We start from the raw sequence: 25,934 nt of genomic DNA, 5'->3' as shown, positions 1-25,934 counted from the left end.
CAGCTCCTACATAAGTGGTGCATAGCCGCACTATTGTTAACGACTTCATCATTTGTCTCATGAGTGAAACATCTGAAACCCCCACTGCGCGGACTGCCACCGCCACCGCACCGGTCGCCGCGGAAGCGGCGGCCGCCTACCGGGCCCCGCGGGTCTTCCAACTCGCCGCGTGGGTCGCCATCGTCGCCGGGATCGTGTTCATCGTCGCGGTCATCTTCTTCACCGGCTTCATCCTCGGCCACCGCGGCGGCCACCACGGCCACCACCACAAGCACCACGCGGCGTTCATGCACCCGCACCGCATGGGCGGCCCGGGTGGCCCGGGTGCCGGCGGGCCGGCCGGTATCCAGCAGGGCGGGCCCGCGTCGGTGGCGCCCGCCGCCCCCGGCCCCAGCCAGATTCCGTCGTCGGTCGCCCCGTCCCGGACGCCGTAGCTCCACAACCCCTCCCGTACCGCCAGCGGCCCGGTGCTCCCCGAGAGCGCCGGGCCGCGTGTCGTCTCGTCACCGGCGCCGCGCCGCCGCACCTCGATTCACAGCAAGTTTGTGGCCCGACCCTGTTATGCCGGAGGCGCCCTTGGGCATCATTCAGGGATGAGCGAGACACCAGAACCGCAGCCGACCCCGCCGACCCCCGCCCCCGCGCCAGCAGCCGCACCCCCGCCGCCGGAGCGGGTGAGACCGCCAAGGTTGTACACGGCCGCGGCGTGGGTGGTCATCGTCGCCGGGACCGTCTTCATCATCTCCACCGTGTTCTTCGCCGGGGCCTTCGTGTACGGGTATTACCACCACTGCCACTATCACCACGGCCAGATGTTCAGGCCCGGGGGCGGCCCCGGACCGGGCAATGGTCCGTGGGGACCGGGATACGGCCCCGGGCCGTGGGGGTCCGGGGGGCCCGGGCCCGGCGGCCCATGGAATTCCGGCGGCCCCGGGTTGATCGTGCCCATGCCCCCCGGCGCACCGGCGCCGCGTCCGTAGCGGCCGATGCACTTCTTGACTCGGTCAAGAAAGCGAGAATAGTCATTGGTACGCGGGCATTTTCGTAGCCAAAGCCTGGAGTCAGCCCACCAACCGAGGAGATAGCGACATGACGGAGCGTTTCACCACCACTGACGCCGGCATCGCTGCACCCAGCGACGACCAGTCGTTGACGATCGGGCCCGACGGCCCGATCCTGCTGCAGGACCACTACCTGATCGAGCAGATGGCCCAGTTCAACCGGGAGCGCATCCCGGAGCGTCAGCCGCACGCGAAGGGCGGCGGCGCCTTCGGCACCTTCGAGGTCACCAACGACGTCAGCAAATACACCAGGGCCGCGGTCTTCCAGCCCGGCACCAAGACCGACATGCTGGCCAGGTTCTCCACCGTCGCGGGCGAGCGCGGCAGCCCGGACACCTGGCGCGACCCGCGCGGCTTCGCCCTGAAGTTCTACACCAGCGAAGGCAACTTCGACATGGTCGGTAACAACACGCCGGTCTTCTTCATGCGGGACCCGCTGAAATTCCAGCACTTCATCCGTTCCCAGAAGCGCCTGCAGGCGAGCAACGTCCGCGACCACAACATGCAGTGGGACTTCTGGACCCTGTCGCCGGAGTCCGCCCACCAGGTGACCTGGCTGATGGGTGACCGCGGCATCCCCAAGACCTGGCGGCACATGAACGGCTACAGCAGCCACACCTATAGCTGGATCAACGCGTCCGGCGAGATCTTCTGGGTCAAGTATCACTTCAAGACCGATCAGGGCGTCGACTTCCTGACCCAGGAAGACGCCGACCGGCTGGCCGGGGAGGACGGCGACTACCACCAGCGGGACCTCTACGAGGCGATCGAGGGCGGCGACCACCCCAGCTGGACCCTGAAGATGCAGATCATGCCGTACGAGGAGGCCCGCAACTACCGGTTCAACCCGTTCGACCTGACCAAGGTGTGGCCGCACGGCGACTACCCGTTGATCGACGTCGGCAAGATGACGCTGAACCGCAACGTCACCGATTACCACACCGAAATCGAGCAGGCCGCCTTCGAGCCGAACAACACCGTGCCCGGCACCGGGCTGAGTCCCGACAAGATGCTGCAGGCCCGCGGGTTCTCCTACTCCGACGCGCACCGCGCCCGGCTGGGCACCAACTACCGGCAGATCCCCGTCAACGAACCGAAGGTCGAGGTGAACAGCTACTCCAAGGACGGGGCGATGCGGGTCAAGAACGTCTCCGACCCGGTGTACGCGCCCAACTCCTACGGCGGCCCGCACGCCGACCCGGCCCGGGCCGCCGAGGTGCGCTGGCACGCCGACGGCGACATGGTCCGCGCCGCGTACACGCTGCACGCCGAGGACGACGACTGGGGCCAGGCCGGCACCATGGTTCGCGACGTCCTCGACGACGCGGCTCGGGACCGGTTGGCGCACAACATCATTGGGCACGTATCCAAGGGCGTCAAGGAACCGGTGCTGTCGCGGGTGTTCGAGTACTGGCGCAACGTCGACCCCGACCTCGGCAAGTTGGTCGAGGAGGGCGTGCGGGGCAACGGGGGCTGACCGCGCGCCCACCCGCCTGGCATGATCGCTGGAATGACCATGCGGGTCCGCGCTGTCGCGATCACCATCGGCCTGGCCATGGAGTGCGCGGCCGCCCTACCGGTTGCGGCCGCGCACCCGTCGGAACCCGGGGTGGTGAACTACGCGGTCCTGGGTAAAGGGTCGGTCGGCAACATCGTGGGCGGACCCATGGGCTGGGAGTCGGTGTTCACCCAGCCGGTGCGGGGTGACTGGGTGGACGTTCCGGCGTGCAACAACTGGGCCGACATCGGATTGCCCGAGGTGTACGCCGACCCGGACCTGGCGTCGTTCAACGGCGCCGTCACCCAGACGTCGGCCAACGACCAGACCCACTTCGTCAAGCAGGCGGTCGGGGTGTTTGCCACCAACGACGCCGCCGACCGCGCGTTCCATCGCGTGGTGGACCGCACGGTGGGCTGCTCCGGCCAGACCACCGCGATGCACCTGGACAACGGCGTGACTCAGGTGTGGTCGTTCGAGGGGGGGCCACCCGGCGCCGCCGACGCGAACTGGACCAAGCAAGAGGCCGGCACCGATCGGCGGTGTTTCAATCAAACCAGGCTGCGCGAAAATGTGTTGCTGCAGGCCAAGGTCTGCCAGTCTGGCAACGCCGGGCCGGCGGTCGACGTGCTGGCCGGCGCGATGCAGAACGCGCTCGGTCAGTGAGCCGGGTTTCGGGGCCGGGTCGGGATGCTTGAGTTTGGGCGCGAACGGGAATATGTCGGAGCCATCTGTTAGATGAAGTAGTGGCGGTTACCGTTGCCTTAGCTATGCAGGGAAGTGGTCCGCAGACGCGTGCTCAGGCTGGCCCAGGCCCGAAGGGATAGTGATATGACGTTTGCCGCTATCACTACCGCGAGCTCCGAGATGGCCGATTCCAGAGCAGCCGCGCACTACATCGCCGAGGGCTGCCTGGTGGACGCCCCATTGGCCCGGGTTGGTCTGGAGGTGGAAGCCCACTGCCACGACCCGGCCGACCCGCACCGCAGGCCCGGCTGGGACGAGATCGCCGACGTGCTGAGGCAGCTGCCGGCGTTGCCCGGCGGCAGCCGGGTCACGGTGGAGCCCGGCGGTGCGGTGGAGCTGTCCGGTCCGCCGGCCGACGGGGTGGTGGCCGCCATCGACGCGATGCGCCGCGACCAGTCCGTGTTGCGGTCGGCGTTCGCCGGCGCCGGGCTGGGCCTCGTCTTTTTGGGGGCGGACCCGCTGCGCCTGCCCAAGCGCATCAACCCGGGCGCGCGCTACCGCGCCATGGAGCGGTTCTTCGCGTCCAGCCGCTCGGGTGCGGCCGGCGCGGCCATGATGACGTCCACCGCGTCCATTCAGGTCAACCTGGACGCCGGGCCGCGGGCCGGCTGGGCGGACCGGGTACGGCTGGCGCACGCGCTGGGCCCCACCATGATCGCGATGGCCGCGAACTCGCCGATGCTGCGCGGCGGGTTCACCGGCTGGGCCTCGACCCGGCAATGGGTGTGGGGCCAGATGGACTCGGCGCGGTGCGGACCCATCCTGGGCGCCAGCGGCGACGAACCCGGCACCGACTGGGCGCGCTACGCGCTCAAAGCGCCGGTGATGCTGGTGCACACAGCCTCAGAACTCACAGCGGTCGAGCGCTGGGTGCCGTTTGCCGACTGGGTGGACGGCCGGGTGTTGCTCGGTGATCGTCGCCCCACCGTCGCCGATTTGGAATACCACCTGACCACACTGTTTCCCCCGGTGCGCCCCAGGCAGTGGCTGGAGATCCGCTACCTCGACAGCGTGCCGGACGCCTTCTGGCCGGTGCTGGTGTTCACCCTGGTGACCCTGCTCGACGACCCGGTCGCGGCCGGCGTCGCGGCCGAGGCGGTCGAACCGGTGGCCACCGCCTGGGACACCGCGGCCCGGTTGGGGCTGCGCGACCGGCGGCTGTACGCCGCGGCCAACAAGTGCGTCGCCGTCGCCGCCGGACTGGCGCCGCCCGGACTCGCCGATTCGATGCAGCGCCTGGTCGACGCCGTCGAACGGGGCCGATGTCCCGGCGACGACTTCTCCGACCGGGTGATCCAGCACGGCATCGCGCCCACCGTGGCGCGACTGGCGCGAGGGGGGCTGTGACTTCCGCTGAGGATTCCGACCCGCCGCGCCCGGTCCCCCACAAGCGGGTGGGGTCCCCGCGGAGCTGGGGAGCACCCCCGGCGCCGCGCTTGCGATCGTCATGCCGGGCGAGTCTTGCCGACGATCTGGCGCGGGCGCGGGCGCGGACGTTGCGGCTGGTCGACTTCGACGACGCCGAACTGTACCGGCAGTACGACCCCCTGATGAGCCCGCTGGTGTGGGACCTGGCGCACATCGGTCAGCAAGAGGAGCTGTGGCTGCTGCGTGACGGCGACCCGGGCCGGCCCGGCATGCTGCCGCCGGCGGTCGAGGGCCTCTACGACGCCTTCGTGCACTCGCGCGCGAGCCGGGTCGAGTTGCCGCTGCTGTCCCCGGACCGCGCGCGGTCGTACTGCCGGACCGTGCGCTCGGCCGCCCTCGACGCCCTCGACGCCCTGCCCGACGACGCGGACAGCTTCGCGTTCGCGTTGGTGATCAGCCACGAAAACCAGCACGACGAGACCATGTTGCAGGCGTTGAACCTGCGCAGCGGCGCGCCGCTGTTGCGCGACAGCGCGGCGCTGCCCGCCGGGCGCCCCGGGTTGGCAGGCACCTCGGTGCCGGTGCCCGCCGGCCCGTTTGTGCTGGGCGTGGACGCCGCGACCGAGCCGTACGCGTTGGACAACGAGCGTCCCGCCCACGTCGTCGAGCTGCCGGCCTTCCGGATCGGCCGGGTGCCGGTCACCAACGGCGAATGGCGGCAGTTCATGGACGACGGCGGGTACCGGCAGCCCCGCTGGTGGTCCGAGCGCGGCTGGGAGCATCGCCAGCGCGCCGGCCTGACCGCGCCGCAGTTCTGGAGCCCCGACGCGCGAACGCGCACCCGCTTCGGACACGTCGAGGACATCCCCGCCGACGAACCGGTGCAGCACGTCACCTACTTCGAGGCGCAGGCCTACGCGGCCTGGGCCGGCGCGCGGCTGCCCACCGAGATGGAATGGGAGAAGGCCTGCGCGTGGGACCCGGCCACCGACCGCCGGCGCCGCTACCCGTGGGGGGCGCAGCCGCCGACCGACGCCCTCGCCAACCTGGGCGGAGCCGCGCTGGGCCCGGCGCCCGTCGGGGCGTACCCGGCCGGCGCCTCGGCGTACGGGGCCGAGCAGATGCTCGGCGACGTGTGGGAGTGGACCTCCTCGCCGCTGCGGCCGTGGCCCGGCTTCGTCCCGATGATCTACGAGCGCTACTCCCAACCGTTCTTCGGCGGCGACTACCGGGTGCTGCGCGGTGGATCGTGGGCCGTGGAGCCCGCCATCCTGCGGCCGAGCTTCCGCAACTGGGACCATCCGATCCGGCGCCAGATCTTCTCCGGCGTCCGGTTGGCCTGGGACGCCGAGGATTCCGCCTGATGTGCCGTCACCTCGGTTGGCTCGGGGCCGACGTCACCGTTTCCTCGCTGGTGCTGGACCCGCCGTACGGGCTGCGGGTGCAGTCGTATGCCCCGCGCCGGCAGAAGCACGGCCTGCTCAACGCCGACGGTTGGGGCGTCGGGTTTTTCGACGTCTCCCCGGGCGGCCAAGTGCCGCGCCGCTGGCGCAGCCCGGCGCCCCTGTGGGGTGACGCGTCGTTCGCCTCCGTCGCGCCGGCGCTGCGCAGCCACTGCGTGGTGGCCGCGGTGCGGTCGGCGACGGTCGGGATGCCGATCGACGTCAGCGCGACGGCGCCGTTCACCGACGGCCAGTGGTTGTTGTCGCACAACGGGGTCGTCGACCGCGCCGCGCTGCCGGATACCGCGCGGGCCGAATCGGTTTGCGACAGCGCGCTGCTCGCGGCGGCCATCTTCGACCGCGGCCTCGACGCGCTCGGCGAGACGATCAGCGAGGTAGCGGCTGCCGACCCGAACGCGCGGCTGAACATCCTGGCCGCCAACGGCTCTCGCCTGCTGGCGACGGCCTTCGGCGACACGCTGTCGATCCTGCGCCGCGCCGACGGTGTCGTCCTGGCCAGCGAGCCCTACGACGACGACCCCGGTTGGGAGGAAGTGCCGGACCGCCACCTCGTCGACGTCACCGCGACGGGGGTCGCGCTGACCCCGCTGGATCACCCGGAAGGTTATCGATGACGCTGACCCTGTCCAACCACCTGGCCGCCGACTCCGCCGACCGTGCGTTGCGCCGCGACGTGTTCGAGGGCCTGCAGCGGACACCGAAGTCGTTGCCGCCCAAATGGTTCTACGATTCGCTGGGCAGTCACCTGTTCGACCAGATCACCCGGTTGCCCGAGTACTATCCGACCCGCGCCGAGGCCGAGATCCTGCGCGCGCGGTCGGCAGACGTCGCCGCGGCCAGCGGGGCCGACACCCTGGTGGAGTTGGGCAGCGGGACGTCGGAGAAGACCCGGCTGCTGCTCGACGCGCTGCGCGACCGCGGATCGCTGCGCAGGTTCGTCCCGTTCGACGTCGACGCCGGCATCCTGTCGACGGCCGCGGCGGCCATCCAGCGGGAATATGCCGGCGTCGAAATCAACGCGGTGTGCGGCGATTTCGAGGAACACCTGACCCAGATCCCGACCGGGGGTCGGCGCCTGTTCGTGTTCCTGGGGTCGACGATCGGCAACCTCACCCCCGGACCGCGGGCGGAGTTCCTGTCGAGCCTGTCCGCCCAGATGGGGCCCGGGGACAGCCTGCTGCTGGGTACGGACCTGGTCAAGGACACCGGCCGGCTGGTGCGCGCCTACGACGACTCGGCCGGGGTGACGGCGGCGTTCAACCGCAACGTGCTGGCGGTGATCAACCGGCAACTCGACGCCGATTTCGACGTCGAGGCCTTCGACCACGTGGCGCGCTGGAATGCCGACGAGGAACGCATCGAAATGTGGCTGCGCGCCGGCCGGCGCCAGCGGGTACGCGTCGAGGCGCTCGACCTGACCGTCGATTTCGCGGCCGGCGAGGAGATGCTCACCGAGGTGTCGTGCAAGTTCCGACCGGACGGGGTGAGCGCCGAATTGGCCGCGGTGGGGCTGCGTCGCACCCGGTGGTGGACGGACGCCGCGGGCGACTTCGGGTTGTCGTTGGCCGTGAAGTGACGGCCGGGGGTTCGCTGGCGAACCGGTGGCGGGCGGCCCGCCCGGCGGTGGCCGGGCTGCACCTGGACAGCGCGGCCTGCTCGCGACAGAGCCTTGCGGTGATCGAGGCCGCCGCCCTGCACGCGCGCAACGAATCCGAAGTCGGCGGCTACGTCGCGGCCGAGGCGGCCGCGCCCGCGCTGGACGCCGGACGCCTCGCGTTCGCCGCGCTGACCGGCATGCCCGACGCCGAGGTGGTGTTCACCACGGGCTCCCTCAACGCGCTGGACCTGCTGCTCGGCGCCTGGCCGGCCGACCGGCGCAGGGTGGCGTGCCTGCCCGGCGAATACGGTCCGAACCTGGCGTTGCTGGCCGCCCACGGGTTCGACCGTCAGCTGCTGCCGACGCTCGAGGACGGCCGGGTCGCGCTCGACGACGCGGCGCTGGCGCTACAGGCCGACCCGCCCGACCTGGTCAACCTGACCGCGGTCGGCAGCCACAGCGGGGTGGTGCAACCGTTGGCGATGATCGCGCAGCTGTGCCGCGAGCTGGGGCTGCCGCTGGTCGTCGATGCCGCCCAGGCGCTGGGCCAGGTGGACTGCGCGGTCGGCGCCGATGTGACCTATGCGTCGTCGCGCAAGTGGATCGCCGGGCCGCGCGGTGTCGGGGCGCTGGCGGTGCGCCGCCGGCTGATGGAGGGCTTGCATCCGCGGCTGGCCGCGCCGGAGTGGCTCGCGGGCTCGTTCACGGTGGCCGAGCAGCTGGAGTTCGGTGAGGCCAATGTCGCCGCGCGCGTTGGGTTTTCGCTGGCGCTGGGGGAGCACCTGGCGTACGGGCCGCGGGCAGTGCGGGCGCGGCTCGCCGAGCTGGGCGGCCTCAGCCGCCGGGTGCTGGCCGATGTCGCGGGCTGGGTGGTGGTCGAAGAGGTCGACGAGCCCAGCGCCATCACCACCCTGGCGCCGGTCGACGGCGCCGATCCGCAAGCGGTGCGGTCGTGGCTGCTCGCCGAGCGGCGGATCCTGACCACCTTCGTCGGCGTGCAGCGGGCGCCCCTGGAGCTGGCCGGGCCGCGACTGCGGATCTCGCCGCACGTCGACACCACCGCCGACGATCTGGAGACCTTCGCGGAGGCGCTGATCGCCGCGACGGCGGCGACGGCCGGTTAGGACCTAGCCCGCTTTGTGCGCCGTGAGCAGGTAGGCAGGCATCTTCATCCGGCCCTTCGCGTCGCGCTCGTGCGGCGGGAATTCGAATGGCGCGCCCGCGATCTCGACGACGTTCGACAGGATGAAGGCCGGCCGGATGTCGTCCACCTCCCAGTACTTGCTGACCGCGGCGCGAAGTTCGTCCTCGCCGACCTCGTTGGGCTTGGGTTCCATCTCGGCGGGAAACGCGCCCTTGGCGAACACCAGCACGAACAAGCTGGCGCCCGGCGCGGCCGCGCGGTGGATGGAGCTCAGGTAGCCGTCGCGGCCCTCGACCGGCAGCGAGTGAAACAGCGTGGAATCGACCACGGTGGAGAACCGTCCGTCATAGCCACTGAACGAGGTGATGTCGGCCTGCACGAAGCTGGCCGTGGTCAGGCCGCGCTCCTGGGCGGTCCGGGTGGCGGCCGCGACGGCGGTCGGCGTGATGTCGACCCCGACCACCGTGTAGCCCTGGGCGGCCAGCGCCAACGACAGTTCGGCGACCCCGCACCCGGCGTCCAGCACGTCGCTGCGGAACTTCCCGGCCGCGGCCAGCGCGGCCAGTTCGGGCTGCGGCTCGCCGATGTTCCACGGCGGCGGGCCCTCGAAGTGCGCCTGCTCCCGGTATGCGCTGTCCCAGTCCATCACCTGATCGCCCGTCATGGTTGTCAACGTACTCCGGGTTCAGGACCCCCAGGTGTGCACCGGCTCGTTGGCGTGCATGTGTTCGCAGTAGCGGCGCAGCATCTCGGCCAGCGCCGCGGGGCGCGCCATCCCACCGTCCTGAAGGGCGCGCACCGTGGACACCTGCCAGCTGGCGCCGTTGCGGCCGGTTTTGGCGCGGCCCTCGATGACCCCGAGGAAGCGGTCCCGCACCTCGGCGTCCACGCCCCAGCGCCGCAATCCCTCGTCGGCGATCGGCAGCAACGTGTCCAGCACCAGTGCGGTCGCCGTCACCTCGCCCAGCCCGGGCCAATGCAGCCGGGCGTCGATGCCGTTGCGCGCCGCCTCGAGGAAATTCGCGTGCGCCGCAGTGAAATCCATACCCGACCACACGGGATGGTCGTCCTCGGACAGGCGGCGCAGTAGGCCGTAGAAGAAGGCGGAATTGGCCAGCATGTCCACGACGGTCGGCCCCGCCGGCAGCACCCGGTTCTCCAGCCGCAGGTGCGGGCGGCCCGCCCCGTCCACCTGGACCACGTCGTAGACCGGCCGGTTCCACCGGTAGACGGTGCCGCTGTGCAGCCGCAGCTCGGACAGGTGCGGGACCCGGCCGGCGGCCAGCTCGGCGACCGGATCCTCGTCGGAGACCTCGGGCAGCAGGGACGGGAAGTAGCGGATGTTCTCTCGATACAGGTCGAGGACCGAGCCGATCCACCCTTCGCCGAACCACACCCGCGGCCGCACCCCCTGGGACTTGAGCTTCTCGGGCCGGGTGTCGGTGGACTGGGTGAACAGCTCGATTCGGGTCTCGGCCCACAGCTGGTGGCCGAAGAAGTACGGCGAGTTGGCGCCCAGCGCCAGCTGTGGGCCGGCCACCACCTGGGCCGCGTTCCAGTTGGCGGCGAACGCTTCCGGGGCCACCTGCAAATGCAATTGGATGCTGGTGCAAGCGGATTCGGGGGCTATCGACACGGCCTGCCAGCTCAGCGGCTCGGGTCCGGAGATGTTGATCGGGATGTCCTCGCCGCGGGCGGTGAAGATCGACTCGTTGAGCGCGGCGTACCGCCTCGAGTCGCTCATCCATCCGGTGGCCAGGTGCTCGGGCATCAGCGTGGGCAGGATCCCGATCATCACGATGTGCGCGCCGCCCGAGCCGGCCTTGATCTCGGCCTCGTTCAGGCTGGTCCGCACCTCGCTTTCCAGGTCCAGCGCGGTGTGCCCGGGCAGGGCGTGGGGCGGCACGTTGAATTCGATGTTGTAGGCGCCCAATTCCGGCTGGAACGCCGGATCGGCGATGGCGTCCAGCACATCGCGATTCGACATCGCGGGCTGATAGTGGGCGTCGACGAGGTTGCACTCGATCTCCATGCCGGTGAGCGGCGTGGCCGAGTCGAAGCGCGACTGCGCCAGCATCGTCTCCAAGACGTCCAGGCATAGCTGGAGCTTGCGGTGGTATTCCCGCCGATGTGCGCTGTTGTACGTGGTGCGCTTGACCTCTTCGCCCACACCGCCGATGGAACAGGGTTACCGGCGGTAAAGCAAGCTACGCGGTGAGCTTGTCGAGTCCGCCCGGACCATGATGGACTCCTGACGTGTCCGCTGAGTTCGTCGCCGCCATCGACCAGGGAACCACCAGCACCCGCTGCATGATCTTCGATCATGACGGTGCCGAGGTGGCTCGCCACCAGCTCGAGCACGAACAGATCCTGCCCCGCGCCGGTTGGGTCGAGCACGACCCGGTCGAGATCTGGGAGCGGACGTCGTCGGTGCTGACGTCGGTGCTGAACCGGGCCAACTTGTCCGCCAAACACATTGCCGCGCTTGGCATCACGAACCAGCGGGAAACAACGCTGGTGTGGAATCGGCACACCGGCCGGCCCTACTACAACGCGATCGTCTGGCAGGACACCCGCACCGACCGGATCGCGTCGGCGCTGGAACGGGACGGCCACGGCGAAGTGATCCGCCGCAAGGCGGGACTGCCCCCGGCGACCTATTTCTCCGGCGGCAAACTGCAATGGATCCTGGAGAACGTCGACGGGGTGCGGGAGGCCGCCGAGAGCGGTGACGCCCTGTTCGGCACCCCCGACACCTGGGTGCTGTGGAATCTGACCGGAGGCGCGCGCGGCGGCGTGCACGTCACCGACGTGACCAACGCCAGCCGGACCATGCTGATGGACCTGGAGACCCTGGATTGGGACGACGAGCTGTTGTCGTTCTTCTCCATCCCGCGTGCGATGCTGCCGGCGATCGCGCCGTCGTCGTCGCCACGGCCGTACGGCGTCTCCGCGCAGACCGGGCCGGTCGGCGGCGAGGTGCCGGTCACCGGCATGCTCGGTGACCAGCACGCGGCGATGGTGGGCCAGGTGTGCCTGTCGGAGGGTGAGGCCAAGAACACCTACGGCACCGGAAACTTCTTGCTGCTCAACACCGGCGAGACGATCGTGCGATCGGACAACGGTCTACTGACCACCGTCTGCTACCAGTTCGGAGACGCCAAACCGGTTTACGCGCTTGAGGGTTCGATCGCGGTCACCGGCGCCGCGGTGCAGTGGCTGCGCGACCAGCTGGGCATCATCAGCGGCGCGGCGCAAAGCGAGTCGCTGGCGCGTCAGGTACCCGACAACGGCGGGGTCTATTTCGTCCCGGCCTTTTCGGGGCTGTTCGCGCCGTACTGGCGATCCGACGCCCGCGGCGCGATCGTCGGGCTGTCGCGGTTCAACACCAACGCGCACCTGGCCCGCGCGACGCTGGAGGCGATCTGCTACCAGAGCCGCGACGTGGTCGACGCGATGGCGGCGGATTCCGGTGTGCGCCTGGAAGTTCTGAAGGTAGACGGCGGTGTCACCGGGAACGACCTGTGCATGCAGATTCAGGCCGACGTGCTCGGCGTCGACGTGGTGCGTCCGGTGGTCGCCGAGACGACCGCGCTGGGCGCTGCCTACGCGGCCGGCTTGGCGGTGGGCTTCTGGGCGGATCCGTCCGACCTGCGGGCCAACTGGCGCGAGGACAAGCGCTGGACGCCGGCCTGGACCGACGAGCAGCGCGCCGCCGGGTACGCGGGTTGGCTCAAGGCGGTGCAGCGGACCCTGGATTGGGTGGACGTCACCTGATCCAGGGTCCGCCGGGGTGGGGGTCAGTCCTCGCCGAGGATGCCGTAGACCTCGCGCCGCGCGTTGTTGAGGATTTCGACGATGCGCTGCTGCTGGTCGGCGGTGGCGGTGTGCGCCGACTGCGCGACCGCACCGAACAGCTGGCCGATGGCCGCCCGCAGGTTCATGTGACCGGGGTCTGCACCCTCGGCGATCTCGTCCCACGGCGGGGTCTCGACCTTTTCGGCCGCCGCGCGGCCCTCGTCGGTCAGCTCGAAGAGCTTCTTGCTGCCCTCGCTTTCGCTGGCGGTGATCAGACCCTCGTCGGTCAACAGCTGCAGCGTCGGGTAGACCGAACCGGGGCTCGGCTTCCAGATTCCGTTGCTGCGTTCGGCGATCTGCTGGATCATCTCGTATCCGTGCATCGGCCGCTCCGCCAGTAGCGCCAGGATGGCCGCGCGGACGTCACCGCGCTTGCCGCGACCGGGGCCGCCACGACGCCATCCGCCGCGCCGGCCGCCCGGCCCGAAACCGAAGCCCGGACCGAAGCCCGGACCGAAACCGGGACCGAAGCCCGGGCCGAAACCGGGGCCGAAACCGATGGGGCCGTCATGGTCGGGAGCGTGCTCGCGGAGGTTCTCGAAGAACTCCTGGCGGGCGCGCCGCCGGGCGCCGTGCAGGGCGCGCCGATGGGTGTCGGGACCGAAGCCGAAACCGGGGCCGGCGGCGAACGGGCCGCCGGTGGGGGTGAAGGGGTTGTTCATGTCTGTTCCTTACGTCTGAAGGGGAAGCGCACCGTGCGCTTCGAGGTATCACGATATATCGGAAACTATCGCGATGCAACGATCAATTCTGCGGCCGGTTTGCGCCCCCCGGGCGGCGGGTAGGAACTCTGGGATGAACGCCGATGACTCCAACCTGGCAGTGCGCGGCGGGGCCTCCTCCGCGACCGGCCTCGCGCAGGATGGCAGCGGTCCCAGAAGTGGTAGTCGCAATGTCTGGCTCTGGGCCAACTGGGGGTTGGCGCTGGCCACGGTTCCCGCCGCCGTCATCGTCATGCTTTTTGCCCTGGGCGCGGTGATGAGTACCGACGGCTGCGCCGACCGCAGCTGCCCCAACCTGGGCCACGGCGGGATCGATTTCGGGGTCGCGTTCTACGGCGCACCCGCGGTCGCCGTCGTCGTCATCGTCATCTCGCTTTTCACCGCGAAGCGCCGCGGCGGTATCGCCGTGCCGCTGTGCGGTTGGGCGCTGTTGATCGCCGACGTCGCCCTCATGGCGGCGAGCGTCTCCGGTTAGCGGCCCGTCAGCCGGGTGGCGAGAAACCGCCCGGCGCGGGGTTGGGCGGGGCCTGCTGCGGCGATGCCGCGCCCGGCCACGGGATCGGCTGTTGTTGCGGCGCGGCCGGCCAGGTCGGCCACGGCGCGCCGGCGGCCGGTGGCATGGCGGGACGAAGCCGGGCCAGCTCGCGGCGGTGCCGTTCGGCGAGCACGGCGGCGAGCACCAGTTCCGGCGGGGCCCCGGGAGGGGGCGGCGGGGCGATGCGGGACACCACGTCACCGGCGATGCGGTACGCCATTTGCTGGCGTAACTGGCGGTCCAGTTGCGTTGCCCGCGAGAGGAATTGGCGCGCCACCTCGGCCTGGCCCGGGGTCAGGCCGGACAGCTGCAGCGACGACGCCCACCATGCCAGCGACGGCGGCATCGTCGGCGGGGGGCCCAGGCGCGGTCCACGCTCGTTGATGACGACGGTGCCGGCGAAGATGTCACCGATCCGTTTGGCCTTCGGCGACAGGATGCTGGCGATGACGGCGGGACTCCCGAACAGCATCCAGATCTCCACCACCGATGCCAGCGCCCGAAACAGGGCCTGCCGGAAGCGTTCTGGGCCGCCGTCGTCGGACACCACGCGCAGGCCCATCGCGATCTTGCCCACCGAGCGACCGCGGGTCGCGGTTTCGAGGATCACTGGATAGCCGACGATCACCGCCACCGTGAAGATCAGCAGGACGGCGGTGCTCAGCGCGGTGTCGTATTGGGTCAGCGTCGCGGCCCACAACATCAGGCCGAGCACATAGCCCACGACGATCACGGCGATATCGATCAGCGCGCTCACGGCCCGCACCGGCAACTGGGCGATCTGCACATCGAGTACGACGGCGTCGCCGGTCACCACCTCCGACATAACACCGAACGGTACAGGGCGATTAGGCTGCGCAGGGTGGACGTCGACGCATTCGTGCTGGCCCATCGCGGTACCTGGGACCGCCTCGACCGGTTGGTGGGTCGGCGTCGCTCGCTGACCGGCGCCGAGGTCGACGAGCTCGTCGAGCTGTACCAGCGGGTGTCCACCCACCTCTCGACGCTGCGTTCGGCCTCCTCGGATTCGGTGTTGATCGGTCGGCTTTCCAGCCTGGTCGCGCGGGCGCGTTCCGTGGTGACCGGCGCTCACGCGCCGTTGGGCAGTACCTTCGCCCGGTTTTGGACGGTGTCCTTCCCGGTGGTCGCGTACCGCTCGTGGCGGTGGTGGGTGGGCACGGCGGTGGCGTTCTTCGCCGTGGTCGTCGTCATGGCGTTGTGGGTGGCCGGCAACCCCGAGGTGCAGTCGGCCGCCGGAACACCAAGCGACATCGAACAATTGGTGAACCACGACATCGCCGCCTACTACAGCGAGCATCCGGCCGCGGCGTTCGCGCTGCAGATCTGGGTGAACAATTCCTGGGTTGCGGCCCAGTGCATCGCGATGTCGGTCCTGCTGGGACTGCCGATCCCGATCGTGCTGTTTCAGAACGCCGCCAATCTGGGGCTGGTCTCCGGGTTGATGTTCCAGGCCGGCCGGGGCGGTGTGCTGCTCGGGCTGCTGGCTCCGCACGGGCTGCTGGAGCTGACGGCGGTCTTCTTGGCTGGGGCGGCGGGAATGCGGCTGGGGTGGTCGGTGATCGCACCCGGCGACCGGCCCCGCGGACAAGCGCTCGCCGAACAGGGCCGGGCCGTCGTATCGGTCGCGATCGGACTGGTGGCGGTGCTGTTGGTGTCGGGGTTGATCGAGGCGTTGGTGACGCCCTCGCCGCTGCCGACCGTCGTCCGGGTCGGCATCGGCGTCGTCGCCGAGGTCGCGTTCCTGTCCTACATCGTGTATTTCGGCCGTCGGGCGGCCAAGGCGGGCGAGACCGGCGACATCGAAGACGCGCCCGACGTGGTCCCCACGGGCTGAGCGGTCAGAGCCGGCCGGTGGCCTTCATCGCCAGATAGCGGTCGGCCAGGGCGGGCGCCAGTTCGGTGGGCGGGGCGTCGACGACCTCCACCCCGGCGCGGCGCAGCCGGGCGGCGATCGCGCGGCGGTCGTTGCGGGACCGTTCGGCGGCCGCCGCGTCGTAGACGGCGGCCGGATCCGAACGGCCCGCGGCCATCTGGTCCACCCGGGGGTCGGCGACCGCGGCCACCATCAGGTGATGTTTCGCCGACAACTGCGGCAGCACCGGCAGCAACCCCTCGTCGAGCGCCGTCGCGTTGAGGTCGGTCAGCAGCACCACCAGCGACCGTCGGCGGGCCCGCCGCGCGATCGCGGAAACCATTGCGGTCCAGTCGGGTTCGAGCAGCGCCGGTTGCAGGGGGGCCATCGCGTCGACCAGCTGCGCGAGCAGTTCGGTGCGCGACGCACCGAACACGCCCGCCCGGCTGACCCGGTCATGGGCGAGGAAGTCCACGTGGTCACCGGCCCGCGACGCCAGCGCCGCCAGCAACAGCGCGGCGTCCATGGACCAGTCCAGCCGCGGCCAGCCCGCGGGATCGGACGCGGTCGGGTCGACGCCGACCCGGCCCGCCGCGGTGCGCCCCGTGTCGAGCACGATCACCACGCGCCGGTCGCGTTCGGGCCGCCAGGTGCGGACGACGACGTCGGCACGGCGTGCGGTCGCGCGCCAGTCGATCGAGCGCACGTCGTCACCGACGACATATTCGCGCAGCGAGTCGAATTCGGTTCCCTGGCCGCGGATCAGCGTCGGCAGCAGCCCGTCGATCTCGCGCAGTTTGGCCAGCCGGGCCGGCAGGTGCTTGCGGGACAGGAAGGGCGGCAACACCCGAAGCAGGCCCGGCACGGCTTGCGACCCCTGCCGGCCCGCCAGCCCCAGCGGGCCGATGGATCGGGCGGTGACCACCGCCGCGCGCTGCTCGCCGCGCCGGACCGGCAGCAGCTGGGACTGGACGTGCTGATGCCCGCCGGCGGGGATGTCCACGGGATGGATGCGGGGCCGCGCGCCCGCGCTGGGCGGCCACGCGTCGCGGACCTGGCCGCGGAACCGCCGCCGGCCGTCGTTGTGGATCAGCAGCCCGACCTCCACCGGCTGCGCGAGCCGGGCGGAGCGATCCGGGGAACGGACGTAACGCAATCCGCGGGGGCTGGCCGCCAGCGCGACGTCCATGATCACCACACCCAGGAGGGTGACCAGCAGGACTCCGAAAGTCCTTGCCGGCCAGGGGGACAGCGCGACGGGCAGGACGCAGATCAGCGCGACCAGCCCGGTGCGTCCGGTCAGGACCACTAGCGGGGCACCGGAACCGAAGCCAGGATCCCGTCGAGCACGCCGTCGGGGGTGGCCCCTTCGAGTTCGGCCTCGGGCCGCAGCATCACCCGGTGCCTCAGCGTCGGGCGGGCCATGGCCTTCACGTCGTCGGGGGTGACGTAGTTGCGGCCGGACAACCAGGCCCAGGAACGGGCCGTGGCCAGCAGCGCGGTCGCCCCACGCGGCGAGACGCCCAGCTGCAGTGCGGGCGACGAGCGGGTGGCGCCGACGATGTCGACGATGTAGCCCAGGACCTCGTCGGCGACCAGCACATGCCGCACGGCGTCGCGGCCGGCCGCGAGTTCGGCGGGCCCGGCCACCGGTCTGATCGCCGACAGGTCGCGGGGATCGAAGCCCTGGGCGTGCCGACCGAGGATGGCGATCTCCGAATCCCGCGGCGGCAGAGTCACGTTCAGTTTGAGCAGGAACCGGTCCAGCTGCGCTTCGGGCAGCTGGTAGGTGCCCTCGTATTCGACGGGGTTCTGGGTCGCGGCGACGATGAAGGGGTCGGGCAGCGGCTGGGCCACCCCTTCCACGCTGACCTGGCGCTCCTCCATCGCCTCGAGCAGCGCGGCCTGGGTCTTGGGCGGGGTCCGGTTGATCTCGTCGGCCAACAGCAGATTGGTGAACACCGGGCCGGGCCGGAACGTGAACGCGGCGGTGCGCGCGTCGTACACCAGCGAGCCCGTGACATCGCCGGGCATCAGGTCCGGGGTGAACTGCACCCGCTTGAACTCCAGCCGCAGCGCGGCGGCCAGCGCCCGCACCAGCAGCGTCTTCGCCACTCCCGGAACGCCTTCCAACAGCACGTGGCCGCGACACAGCAGTGCGATCACCAGCCCGCTGATCACCCCCTCCTGCCCGACGACGGCCTTGGCGAGCTCGCCGCGCAGCGCCAGCAGCGCGTCTCGCGCCGATTCAGTGGTGGGAGAGGTCTGCGGGCTGGAATCCGACTGTGTCACGTCCGTGTGACCTGCCTTTCGATGTCGTCGAGCGCACGGGCAAGTTGTAGCAGGTCGTGGTCGGTCGCCGGGGGTGGGCCGAACAGCTGGTAGGACACGAATGCCGGGTCGGCCCCGTCCCCCGCAAGCGGGTGGTGCCCCCACCGGCCGGCCACCGCGGCCGCGATCGCCGGCGCGGACGCCCCGGTGTTCAGGCCGAGCCGGGGCAGCAGCCGCTGCAGCGTGGCGGTGCGCAGCGCCGCGGCGGCACGGTCGCGCGCGCGGCGGGAACGGTAGAGCCGGCCCCGGCCCTCGACGGTTTCCGACGCGCGCACGACGACGGGCAGCTGCTCGGCGACCAGCGGACCGGGCCGCCGGCCCCGCCAGAGCGCGACCAGCAGCACGACCAGGCACAGCTGCCAGACGATCCACGGCACGTTGGGCGGGATCAGGTCGTAAATCGAACCGGGGGGCGACGATTCACCCTCGATGCGGTGGGGTGCGTACCAGATGAGCCGGGGCCGGGCGCCCGCGAGGTTCATCGCCAGGGCGGCGTTGCCCGCCTGCAACAGGGCGCCGTTGGTCAGGAAGTCGGTGTTGCCGACCGCCGTGACGCTCCGCCCGCCGTCGCGGAAGCGGATCAGCGCGCCGTCGTAGCAACGGGTCATCGCCCGGCCATCGGTGGCGTGGTAGCTGTCGCTGGGGCCGAATCGCACCGGCCCGGCCCGAGTGGCCTCGCGCAGAGTGCAATCGGGGTCGGAGTCGAAGGTGTCGGCCGCCGAGACGCGCACGCCGGGCATCAGTGCCTCGCGGGTGCGCGCCGTCGGTTCCACCAGCAGCAGATCGCCCGGCGCCTTCGCCAGCCGGTCCAGCAGCGGCGCGGTCAGGTATTGGCTCTGCGCCACCAGGATCAGCGCGTCGGGACGCGCCGCCCGCTCGACCCCGGCGATGCCGTCGGCGACCACGACGTCGACGCCGCCGTCGCGCAGCAGCGCCACCAGCGCATGGGTCCCGTCGGGACCCGTGGACGCCGGATCCATGCGCGCGCCCGGCCGCGGCGCCGTCAGGTAGGCATCGACACACGCGATGACGGTGAGCACGACCAGGGCCAGGATCACCCAGGGCCAGGATCGCCGGCGCCGCACCGCCGTATCGGCGGGTTGCCGGCGTCCGATGGTCGCCATCACCGCACCTGCGCCCACGAGTCGGACGCCGCGGGTTGTCCCGGCCCGGCGGTGACGGCCCCCGAGCGGGACCGCAGGTGGTCGTCGAGGTCGGCGATCATCCGGTATGCGCTCTGCGTCCCGGGTTGCTCACCGTAGGTGACGTCATTGAAAGCCGTTGCCGCTCGCGATAATTCGCCGCTGAGATGGGGTAATGCGGTGCCGGCGTCGGCTGCCAGCTCGTTGGCGGTGCGCCCGGGCGCCGGGTTCAGTACGCCGGTCTCCTCGAGCTGGCGGGCGACGGCCCGCAGCCGGTGGCGAATCGCCGCGGCCCAGTCACCTTGTGCCGCAAAATTTTCGGCGGTCGCGCGGTGCTGGGCCGCGGTAAGCTGCGCGGCTTCGAACAACTGGTAGTCGCCGCCGCGGTTGGTGCGCATGGTGCGCCGCGCGATGTGGATGGCGGCCGCCAGCGCGATCCCGAGCATGATGAAAAGCACCGTCGCCGTGAGCCATCCGCCGGGCAGCGAGGCGGTCTTCTGCAGCAGCCGGTAGATCATCTCGTTGATCCACTCGGCGATCTGTTCACCGGCCGAGCCCTTGGAGTAGATCGGTTTGTCGAGCTCGACCTGGGCGGCCTGGTGCGCGGCATCGCGGTCGATGTCGATGGAGGGCACTGTCTCACTCGTCCTCAGACCGGCTGTGTCAGCCAGAGGTTATCGGTGGAGGCGCCCGCGGACGGCCCGCCCGCGGCGCCGGTCTGCAACACCAGATCGAACGCCTCGGCCCGCATTCGGCGGTCGGTGTAGAGCAGCGCGATGACTCCGGCGTTGAACGGCGCGGTGATGATCTCGCCGATCGCGGCCCCCACCGACGCGACCGCGGTGCTGATCAGGAAACCCGAGGTGGACGTGTTGATCATGAAGAACTGGCTGACGATGTTGAACGGCACCGCGACCGCACCCGCGACGACCGATGTCACCAGCAGCGTGAGCAGCCGGATGCCCAGCACGCGCCAGAAGCCGTTGCGGACCAGGGCGAACGATCGGGTGACGGCGTTCAGGACGGGCAGCCGCTCCAAGACGATCAGCACGGGCGCGAACAACACCACGGTGTACAGGTACACCAGCAACGCGATCACGGCCAGCGCCAGCGGCAGGCCGAGGACGACCGCCACCGCGGCGCTGCCGATCGCCGCCAACACCGCGACGATCACCGCCACCAGCCCCGCGATCACCGCTAGCGCGGCGCCTTCCAGCAAGGCGAGACCGAGCAAGGGCACCAGGCGCCCGCGGATCTTGGTCCACGTCTCCCCGATCGTGATCGGCGAGCCGAACACCGCCCGCCCGACGATCACGGTGAGCATCCCGGAGAGCAGCATGCCGCCGAGCCAGGCGACCACGACCCCGGCGCCCATCGACGTGAACCAGGCGCCGATGACCCCGGTGCTCAGCTCCTTGGCGTGATCGGTGCTCAACCTGCCGTAGGCCGCCAGGGGTCCGAAGACGGCGACCTTCGTGACGATCTGGATGAACACCACCACGATGGCCGTCAACCCCAGCGTTGCCTTCGGATTGGCCCGCACGTAGCCGACCGCGCCGTTGAAGATGTCGCCCAGCGTCAGCGGCCGCAGGGGGATGATGCCGGGCTTGATCGCTCCCGGGACCAGTTGCGGGGGGCCGTATCCCGCGGGTGAGCCGTATCCGGGCGGAGCGCCGTACCCCATCGGCGGGCGGTACCCGGGCGGCGGCCCGTACCCGGGCGGCGGGCCGTACCCGGGCGGCGGGCCGTAGCCGGGCGGCGGCCCGTACCCGGGCGGCGGGCCATAACCCGGTGGGGGGCCGTAACCCGGTGGGCCGTAACCCGGTGGGCCGTAACCCGGCGGCGGGCCAACCGGATAGCCAGGCGGCGGCGCGCTCAACGTGTTCCGCGGCGTTGGTGAGCGGGACCGTCGATCGTCATGGGTTCCATCCTGTCGGTGGTCCGGGCAATTCTCAATCATGGCCGGGCGGGCGGCGCGTAGCGTTCCGGGCATGGCGGAACTCAAATCCCGGCTGCGGGCCGACCTGACCGAAGCGATGAAGAGCAAGGACAAGCTGCGCACGGCGACCTTGCGCCTCCTGCTCGCCGCGATCCAAACCGAGGAGGTTTCCGGCAAACAGGCCAAAGAACTCTCCGACGACGAGGTGATCAAGGTGCTGGCCAGGGAAGCCCGCAAGCGGGCCGAGTCGGCGGAGATCTACACGCAGAACGGCCGCGGGGAGCTCGCCGCCAACGAGCACGCCGAGGCGCGGATCATCGACGAGTATTTGCCGACGCCACTCACCGAGGCCGAACTGGCCGACGTCGCCGACACCGCCATCGCCCAGGTCGCCGAGGAGATCGGCGAGCGCCCGGGCATGAAGCAGATGGGGATGGTGATGAAGGCGGCCACCGCGATCGCGGCAGGCAAGGCCGACGGCGCCCGGTTGTCGGCGGCGGTCAAGGAGCGCCTGTAGCTAGCCGGGCGAGACCACTACCCGGGTGCCGTCCGGGGACCGCCTGGTGACCCGCCGGGCGTCGAGCTGCTCGAGCAGCGGCACCGCGACCCGCCGGGTGGTGGCCAGCGCGCGGCGCGCGTCGCTGACCGTGAACGGCTGTGGCAGCGCCGCGAGGATGCCGGCCGCCCGGTCCAGCGCGCCGGAGCCCAGGACGACGCCGTCTGCGATCCGGGTCAGCCGCCCGGCGCGCACCGCCGCGGCCAGCTCCCGGGGCCCGAGCTTGAGCTCGGCCAGTTCGTCGGCCTCCGGCGCCCGGAAGGGCTCGGCGGCCAGCCACTCCTCGACGGTGCGCACCGCTTTGTCGACACGCGCCGGCAGGCCCGCACCCGGCGCGCGGACCAACCCGTCGGCCACCTGCAGGCCGGTGCCCTCGAGCAGGGCCGGCAGCAGCTCGGCGGACGGCAGCCCGGCCCGCTGCCGCAGCGTCTCCAGCGGCATCCCGGCCGCGATCTCGTGGTCGTCCGCCCAGCGCCGCACCGCCGCGGTCGCGCACTTGCGCCGCCCGGCCCACCACCGCGGGTCCACCAGCCACTCGCCCACCCGAAGGCCGGAAAGCGGCAGGCCCATCGCCCGCAGCTCGGCCGCGCGGGCGCAGTCCGGCGGGCGGACGCGGCCGGTGGCGAGCTCCGCGGCACGGTCCCGCGCGGCGCCCCGGCGGCGCAGCGCCGGCGGCCGGACGTCGAGCACTTCGACCCCCGCGGCGATCCGGTGCTCGCCGGGGTCACGCAGCAATCCGACGTCCGAAACCCGCAGCGGCAGGGGCCGCGCCAGCCGCAGCCGGGCCGCCGCCTCGCCCAGCTGACGCACCTGCACCGGCACGGCCGCGGACCCGACGTGCAGCATCAGCCGGCGGTGCAGCGCCTCCGCCGACCGCAGGGCGACGTCGATCTCCGCGGTGTCCATCCACACGCCCGGCGTCCGAACGGTGTCGCCGCGGCCGATGTCCCGGCGCTCCACCCCGCGCAGGTTGAGCGCGACGCGCGCGACCGGGCCGACCGCCGACCGGTCGCGGCCCAGCGACTGCAACCCGCGCACCGTGACGCGCCGGCCGGCGTGTTCCAGCTCGTCGCCCACCCGGATCGTCCCGGCCGCCAGGGTGCCGGTCACCACCGTGCCCGCACCCCGGACGGTGAAGCTCCGGTCGACCCACAGCCGCACGTCGGCGTCGGGGTCCGCAACCGGGAGCCGGTCGGTCAGCGCCAGCAGTTCCGAGCGCACCCGCTCCAGGTCGGCGCCGACCGCGACGGGAATCCCGGCGAGCGAGGTGGCGGCGAACCGTTCGCGCGCCTGCTCGGTCGCCGGGCCGGGATCGGCGAGGTCGGCCTTGCTGATCACCACCAGCCCGTGGCGGACCCCGAGCGCGTCCAGCGCCGCGAGGTGCTCTTCCGACTGCGGCATCCAGCCCTCGGTGGCGGCGACGACGAACAGCACCGCCGGGACGGCGCCCACCCCGGCCAGCATGTTGGCCACGAAGCGCTCGTGCCCCGGCACGTCGATGAACGCCAGCTGACGGCCCCCGAGCTCGGTCCACGCGAAGCCCAGGTCGATGGTCAGCCCCCGGCGCTTTTCCTCGGCCAGCCGGTCCGGCCACATCCCGGTGAGCCGGTGCAACAGGGTGGACTTGCCGTGGTCGACGTGCCCGGCCGTGGCTATGACGAACACGCCCGCACCGCCGCGGCCAGCAGCGCGTCGTCCTCGGGCGCCACCGTGCGCAGGTCGAGCAGGCACCGGCCCGCCTCGAGGCGGCCGACGACCGGCGGGTTGGCGGCGCGCAGCGCGGCGGCGTAGGACTCGGGCAGGCTCACGGCGGCGCTGGGCAGCGCGACGTCGGGCGCCCCGCCGCCCCCGACGGCCGCGACGCAATCCACCACATGCGCGCCGGGCAGCGCGGCGGCGAGCGACTCGGCGCGGGCCCGCAGCTGTGCCACGTCGGCGGCCAGCGCCTCGGCCACCGGGGTCGGCGGGCCGGTCAGGGTCGCTTCCAGAGCGGCGAGGGTGAGTTTGTCCACCCGCAGCGCGCGCGCCGCCGGGTGGCGCCGCAGCCGCTCGGTCAGCTCGGCGTCGCCCAGCAGCAGGCCGGCCTGGGGGCCGCCGAGCAGCTTGTCGCCGCTCGCGGTGACCAGGTTCGCGCCGTCGCGCAGGGTCGACGTGGCGTCCGGCTCGTCGGGCAGCAGCGGGTGCGGGGAGAGCAGCCCGGAGCCGATGTCGACCACCAGCGGCACGTTGTGTTCGCGCGAGAGCGTCGCCAGCTCCGCCACGCCGACCGCCGAGGTGAACCCCGTGACGTGGAAGTTCGACGGGTGAACCTTCAGCACGAAACCGGTGTCCGGCCCGATCGCCTCGGCGTAGTCGCGCAGGCTGGTGCGATTGGTGGTGCCGACCTCGCGCAGCCGCGATCCCGTCGACGCCAGCAGCTCGGGGATGCGGAACCCGTCGCCGATCTCGACCAGCTCGCCGCGGCTGAGCACGATCTCCTTGCCCCCCGACACGCCCCCGGCCAGCGTGAGGGCCGTCAGCAGCAGCGCGGCGGCGTTGTTGTTGACCACGTGCACCCCGGCGGCGGTGGGCACGGCGCGGGCCAGCGCGGCCAGCGCGCCCCGGCCGCGGCGCCCGCGGCGGCCCGTCGCCAGGTCCAGCTCGACGTCCGTGGTGCCGGCCGCGGCGACCACCGCGTCCACGGCGGCCCGCGACAGGGGTGCCCGGCCCAGGTTGGTGTGCACCACCACGCCGGTGGCGTTGATCACGGGCCGCAGGCTCGACGCGGTGCCGGGCAGCGCGGCCACGGCGTGCTCGGCGACGCGTTCGGGATCGATCTCCCCGGCGCGCGCCCGCTGCTGCGCGTCGGCGATCACGGACTTCACCAGCGCGCGGCCCAGCACCCGCTGGGCTTCGGCCAGGCGCGGATCGGCCAGCAGCGTGTCGGTGCCGGGCACCCTCCGGCGCGGGTCGCTCATGTCGGGCCCGAGGAAGTATGGCGGAGGCGGACGGGAATCGAACCCGCCAGCGGCAGCGTCTGCCGTTCGACGGTTTTGAAGACCGCGCCGGTCACCAGACCGGGCACGCCTCCCTGGACCATGGGGTCAATTATGGACATGTGACCTACCGGCTTACCCAGTACGCCCACGGCGGCGGCTGCGCCTGCAAGATCCCGCCCGGCGAGCTCGAGGACGTGGTCCGCGGGCTCGGGGCGAACGTGCCGCGCGATCCGGTCGGCGAGCTGCTGGTCGGGCTGGAGCACGGCGACGACGCCGCGGCGGTGCGCATCGACAATGGCACGGCGCTGATCGCGACGACGGACTTCTTCACCCCGGTGGTCGACGACGCCTACGACTGGGGCCGCATCGCGGCCACCAACGCGCTGTCCGACGTCTACGCGATGGGCGGGCGTCCGGTGGTGGCGGTGAACCTGCTGGGCTGGCCGCGCGATGTGCTGCCGTTCGAGCTGGCCGCCGAGACGCTGCGCGGCGGGCGCGACGTCTGCGCCCTGGCCGGTTGCCACCTCGCCGGCGGGCACAGCGTCGACGACCCGGAGCCCAAATACGGTCTGGCCGTTACCGGGATCGCGGACCCGAACCGGTTGCTGCGCAACGACTCCGGCAAGCCCGGCCTGCCGCTGTCGCTGACCAAGCCGCTCGGTGTCGGCGTGCTCAACAGCAGGCACAAGGCCACCGGCGAGCGCTTCGAGCAGGCGATCGCGGCGATGACCACGCTCAACGCCGACGCGGCTGCCGCGGCGCTGGCGGCCGGTGCCGAATGCGCCACGGACGTCACGGGTTTCGGCCTGCTCGGGCACCTGCACAAGCTGGCGCGGGCCAGCGGGGTGACGGCGATCGTCGACGCAGCCGCGGTGCCCTACCTCGAGGGCGCGCGCGAGGCGCTGGCCGCGGGCTACGTCAGCGGGGGCACGCGGCGCAACCTCGACTGGGTGGCCCCGCACATCGACCTGTCCGGGGCCGGCGAGGCGGACGCGCTGCTGCTCGCCGACGCGCAAACCTCGGGCGGGCTGCTGATCGCCGGCGAGATCCCGGGCGCCCCCGTGATCGGTGAGCTGGTGCCCCGCGGGGAACACACGATCGTGGTCCGCTGAACCCGGCGGG

General features: G+C 71.6%; 25 protein-coding genes and 1 tRNA gene. 14 read left to right on the top strand and 12 right to left on the bottom strand.

Going from position 1 to position 25,934, the window contains the following annotated elements; all coding sequences use genetic code 11:
* Nucleotides 1-59 precede the first annotated feature (59 nt).
* The 9 genes from G6N37_RS18065 to egtE all read left to right on the top strand — a co-directional run bounded on the left by G6N37_RS18065 (nucleotide 60) and on the right by egtE (nucleotide 8,858).
* The gene (locus G6N37_RS18065; protein WP_163682470.1) at nucleotides 60-434 is read left to right on the top strand and encodes a hypothetical protein; all 375 of its coding nucleotides are present in this window, start codon (nucleotides 60-62) and stop codon (nucleotides 432-434) included.
* Nucleotides 435-593: 159 nt separating this feature from the next.
* The gene (locus tag G6N37_RS18060; protein WP_163682468.1) at nucleotides 594-980 is read left to right on the top strand and encodes a hypothetical protein; all 387 of its coding nucleotides are present in this window, start codon (nucleotides 594-596) and stop codon (nucleotides 978-980) included.
* Nucleotides 981-1,089: 109 nt separating this feature from the next.
* The gene (locus tag G6N37_RS18055) at nucleotides 1,090-2,538 is read left to right on the top strand and encodes a catalase (RefSeq protein ID WP_163682465.1); all 1,449 of its coding nucleotides are present in this window, start codon (nucleotides 1,090-1,092) and stop codon (nucleotides 2,536-2,538) included.
* Nucleotides 2,539-2,577: 39 nt separating this feature from the next.
* Nucleotides 2,578-3,225, top strand: a complete 648-nt coding sequence (locus G6N37_RS18050; RefSeq protein ID WP_163685190.1) for a sensor domain-containing protein — start codon at nucleotides 2,578-2,580, stop codon at nucleotides 3,223-3,225.
* A gap of 165 nt (nucleotides 3,226-3,390) precedes the next feature.
* On the top strand, nucleotides 3,391-4,653 hold the full coding sequence (gene egtA / locus G6N37_RS18045; protein WP_163682463.1) for an ergothioneine biosynthesis glutamate--cysteine ligase EgtA: 1,263 nt from the start codon (nucleotides 3,391-3,393) through the stop codon (nucleotides 4,651-4,653).
* A gap of 89 nt (nucleotides 4,654-4,742) precedes the next feature.
* Nucleotides 4,743-6,038 carry an ergothioneine biosynthesis protein EgtB gene (gene egtB / locus G6N37_RS18040; protein ID WP_163682461.1) on the top strand — a complete coding sequence of 432 codons (1,296 nt, stop codon included), beginning with the start codon at nucleotides 4,743-4,745 and terminating at the stop codon, nucleotides 6,036-6,038.
* Complete coding sequence (gene egtC, locus G6N37_RS18035; protein WP_163682459.1) at nucleotides 6,038-6,751, top strand: ergothioneine biosynthesis protein EgtC; 714 nt, start codon at nucleotides 6,038-6,040, stop codon at nucleotides 6,749-6,751. Before egtB ends, egtC begins: the two co-directional genes overlap by 1 nt.
* Nucleotides 6,748-7,713: an L-histidine N(alpha)-methyltransferase gene (gene egtD / locus G6N37_RS18030; protein ID WP_163682457.1), complete on the top strand. Its 966-nt coding sequence runs from the start codon at nucleotides 6,748-6,750 to the stop codon at nucleotides 7,711-7,713. Before egtC ends, egtD begins: the two co-directional genes overlap by 4 nt.
* The gene (egtE, locus tag G6N37_RS18025) at nucleotides 7,710-8,858 is read left to right on the top strand and encodes an ergothioneine biosynthesis PLP-dependent enzyme EgtE (protein ID WP_163682455.1); all 1,149 of its coding nucleotides are present in this window, start codon (nucleotides 7,710-7,712) and stop codon (nucleotides 8,856-8,858) included. The genes egtD and egtE overlap by 4 nt, the downstream gene beginning before the upstream one ends.
* Before the next feature lie 3 nt (nucleotides 8,859-8,861).
* On the opposite strand, the gene G6N37_RS18020 is transcribed toward egtE, so the two are convergent.
* Both G6N37_RS18020 and G6N37_RS18015 read right to left on the bottom strand, forming a co-directional pair.
* Nucleotides 8,862-9,542 carry a class I SAM-dependent methyltransferase gene (locus G6N37_RS18020; RefSeq protein ID WP_163682453.1) on the bottom strand — a complete coding sequence of 227 codons (681 nt, stop codon included), beginning with the start codon at nucleotides 9,540-9,542 and terminating at the stop codon, nucleotides 8,862-8,864.
* A 21-nt stretch (nucleotides 9,543-9,563) separates the two neighbouring features.
* The gene (locus G6N37_RS18015; protein ID WP_163682451.1) at nucleotides 9,564-11,048 is read right to left on the bottom strand and encodes a glutamate--cysteine ligase; all 1,485 of its coding nucleotides are present in this window, start codon (nucleotides 11,046-11,048) and stop codon (nucleotides 9,564-9,566) included.
* Between the two features lie 86 nt (nucleotides 11,049-11,134).
* On the opposite strand from G6N37_RS18015, the gene glpK reads away from it, so the two are divergent.
* A complete protein-coding gene (gene glpK, locus G6N37_RS18010) occupies nucleotides 11,135-12,655 on the top strand; it encodes a glycerol kinase GlpK (protein WP_163682449.1) in 1,521 nt (506 codons plus the stop codon).
* 23 nt (nucleotides 12,656-12,678) lie between these two features.
* Here the strand turns inward: glpK and G6N37_RS18005 are convergent, their stop codons facing one another.
* On the bottom strand, nucleotides 12,679-13,398 hold the full coding sequence (locus G6N37_RS18005) for a PadR family transcriptional regulator (RefSeq protein ID WP_163682447.1): 720 nt from the start codon (nucleotides 13,396-13,398) through the stop codon (nucleotides 12,679-12,681).
* Nucleotides 13,399-13,531: 133 nt separating this feature from the next.
* On the opposite strand from G6N37_RS18005, the gene G6N37_RS18000 reads away from it, so the two are divergent.
* A complete protein-coding gene (locus tag G6N37_RS18000) occupies nucleotides 13,532-13,933 on the top strand; it encodes a hypothetical protein (protein WP_163682445.1) in 402 nt (133 codons plus the stop codon).
* A gap of 7 nt (nucleotides 13,934-13,940) precedes the next feature.
* Here G6N37_RS18000 and G6N37_RS17995 read toward each other — a convergent pair whose 3' ends face one another.
* The gene (locus G6N37_RS17995) at nucleotides 13,941-14,819 is read right to left on the bottom strand and encodes an RDD family protein (RefSeq protein ID WP_163682443.1); all 879 of its coding nucleotides are present in this window, start codon (nucleotides 14,817-14,819) and stop codon (nucleotides 13,941-13,943) included.
* 36 nt (nucleotides 14,820-14,855) lie between these two features.
* Between G6N37_RS17995 and G6N37_RS17990 the strand changes: the two genes are divergently transcribed.
* Complete coding sequence (locus G6N37_RS17990) at nucleotides 14,856-15,848, top strand: stage II sporulation protein M (RefSeq protein ID WP_163682441.1); 993 nt, start codon at nucleotides 14,856-14,858, stop codon at nucleotides 15,846-15,848.
* A 4-nt stretch (nucleotides 15,849-15,852) separates the two neighbouring features.
* Here the strand turns inward: G6N37_RS17990 and G6N37_RS17985 are convergent, their stop codons facing one another.
* Genes G6N37_RS17985 through G6N37_RS17965 form a run of 5 tightly spaced genes read right to left on the bottom strand, consistent with a single transcriptional unit; the run spans nucleotide 15,853 to nucleotide 21,332 of the window.
* Nucleotides 15,853-17,175 (bottom strand): DUF58 domain-containing protein, encoded by a 1,323-nt coding sequence (locus tag G6N37_RS17985; RefSeq protein ID WP_163682438.1) that lies wholly within the window; start codon nucleotides 17,173-17,175, stop codon nucleotides 15,853-15,855.
* On the bottom strand, nucleotides 17,175-18,158 hold the full coding sequence (locus G6N37_RS17980; RefSeq protein ID WP_163682436.1) for an AAA family ATPase: 984 nt from the start codon (nucleotides 18,156-18,158) through the stop codon (nucleotides 17,175-17,177). Before G6N37_RS17980 ends, G6N37_RS17985 begins: the two co-directional genes overlap by 1 nt.
* Complete coding sequence (locus tag G6N37_RS17975; RefSeq protein ID WP_163682434.1) at nucleotides 18,155-19,321, bottom strand: DUF4350 domain-containing protein; 1,167 nt, start codon at nucleotides 19,319-19,321, stop codon at nucleotides 18,155-18,157. The genes G6N37_RS17980 and G6N37_RS17975 overlap by 4 nt, the downstream gene beginning before the upstream one ends.
* Complete coding sequence (locus G6N37_RS17970; protein WP_163682433.1) at nucleotides 19,321-19,974, bottom strand: DUF4129 domain-containing protein; 654 nt, start codon at nucleotides 19,972-19,974, stop codon at nucleotides 19,321-19,323. Before G6N37_RS17970 ends, G6N37_RS17975 begins: the two co-directional genes overlap by 1 nt.
* 14 nt (nucleotides 19,975-19,988) lie before the next feature.
* Nucleotides 19,989-21,332 carry a hypothetical protein gene (locus G6N37_RS17965; RefSeq protein ID WP_308205473.1) on the bottom strand — a complete coding sequence of 448 codons (1,344 nt, stop codon included), beginning with the start codon at nucleotides 21,330-21,332 and terminating at the stop codon, nucleotides 19,989-19,991.
* On the opposite strand from G6N37_RS17965, the gene G6N37_RS17960 reads away from it, so the two are divergent.
* Nucleotides 21,331-21,795 carry a GatB/YqeY domain-containing protein gene (locus G6N37_RS17960; protein ID WP_163682429.1) on the top strand — a complete coding sequence of 155 codons (465 nt, stop codon included), beginning with the start codon at nucleotides 21,331-21,333 and terminating at the stop codon, nucleotides 21,793-21,795. The genes G6N37_RS17965 and G6N37_RS17960 overlap by 2 nt on opposite strands.
* On the opposite strand, the gene G6N37_RS17955 is transcribed toward G6N37_RS17960, so the two are convergent.
* From G6N37_RS17955 to G6N37_RS17945, 3 genes are all read right to left on the bottom strand, one after another.
* Nucleotides 21,796-23,499, bottom strand: coding sequence for a selenocysteine-specific translation elongation factor (locus G6N37_RS17955; RefSeq protein WP_163682427.1), 1,704 nt, complete (start codon nucleotides 23,497-23,499; stop codon nucleotides 21,796-21,798).
* Complete coding sequence (gene selA, locus G6N37_RS17950; protein ID WP_163682426.1) at nucleotides 23,487-24,791, bottom strand: L-seryl-tRNA(Sec) selenium transferase; 1,305 nt, start codon at nucleotides 24,789-24,791, stop codon at nucleotides 23,487-23,489. Before selA ends, G6N37_RS17955 begins: the two co-directional genes overlap by 13 nt.
* A gap of 18 nt (nucleotides 24,792-24,809) precedes the next feature.
* A tRNA-Sec gene (locus G6N37_RS17945) sits at nucleotides 24,810-24,904 on the bottom strand.
* A gap of 27 nt (nucleotides 24,905-24,931) precedes the next feature.
* On the opposite strand from G6N37_RS17945, the gene selD reads away from it, so the two are divergent.
* Complete coding sequence (gene selD / locus G6N37_RS17940; RefSeq protein ID WP_163682424.1) at nucleotides 24,932-25,924, top strand: selenide, water dikinase SelD; 993 nt, start codon at nucleotides 24,932-24,934, stop codon at nucleotides 25,922-25,924.
* Nucleotides 25,925-25,934: the final 10 nt, after the last annotated feature.

The organism is Mycobacterium seoulense (genome assembly GCF_010731595.1).
GTDB classification, from domain to species: Bacteria; Actinomycetota; Actinomycetes; order Mycobacteriales; family Mycobacteriaceae; genus Mycobacterium; species Mycobacterium seoulense.
The sequence above is the reverse complement of the archived record's forward strand: the minus strand, read 5'-3'. Positions and strand labels throughout refer to the sequence as shown.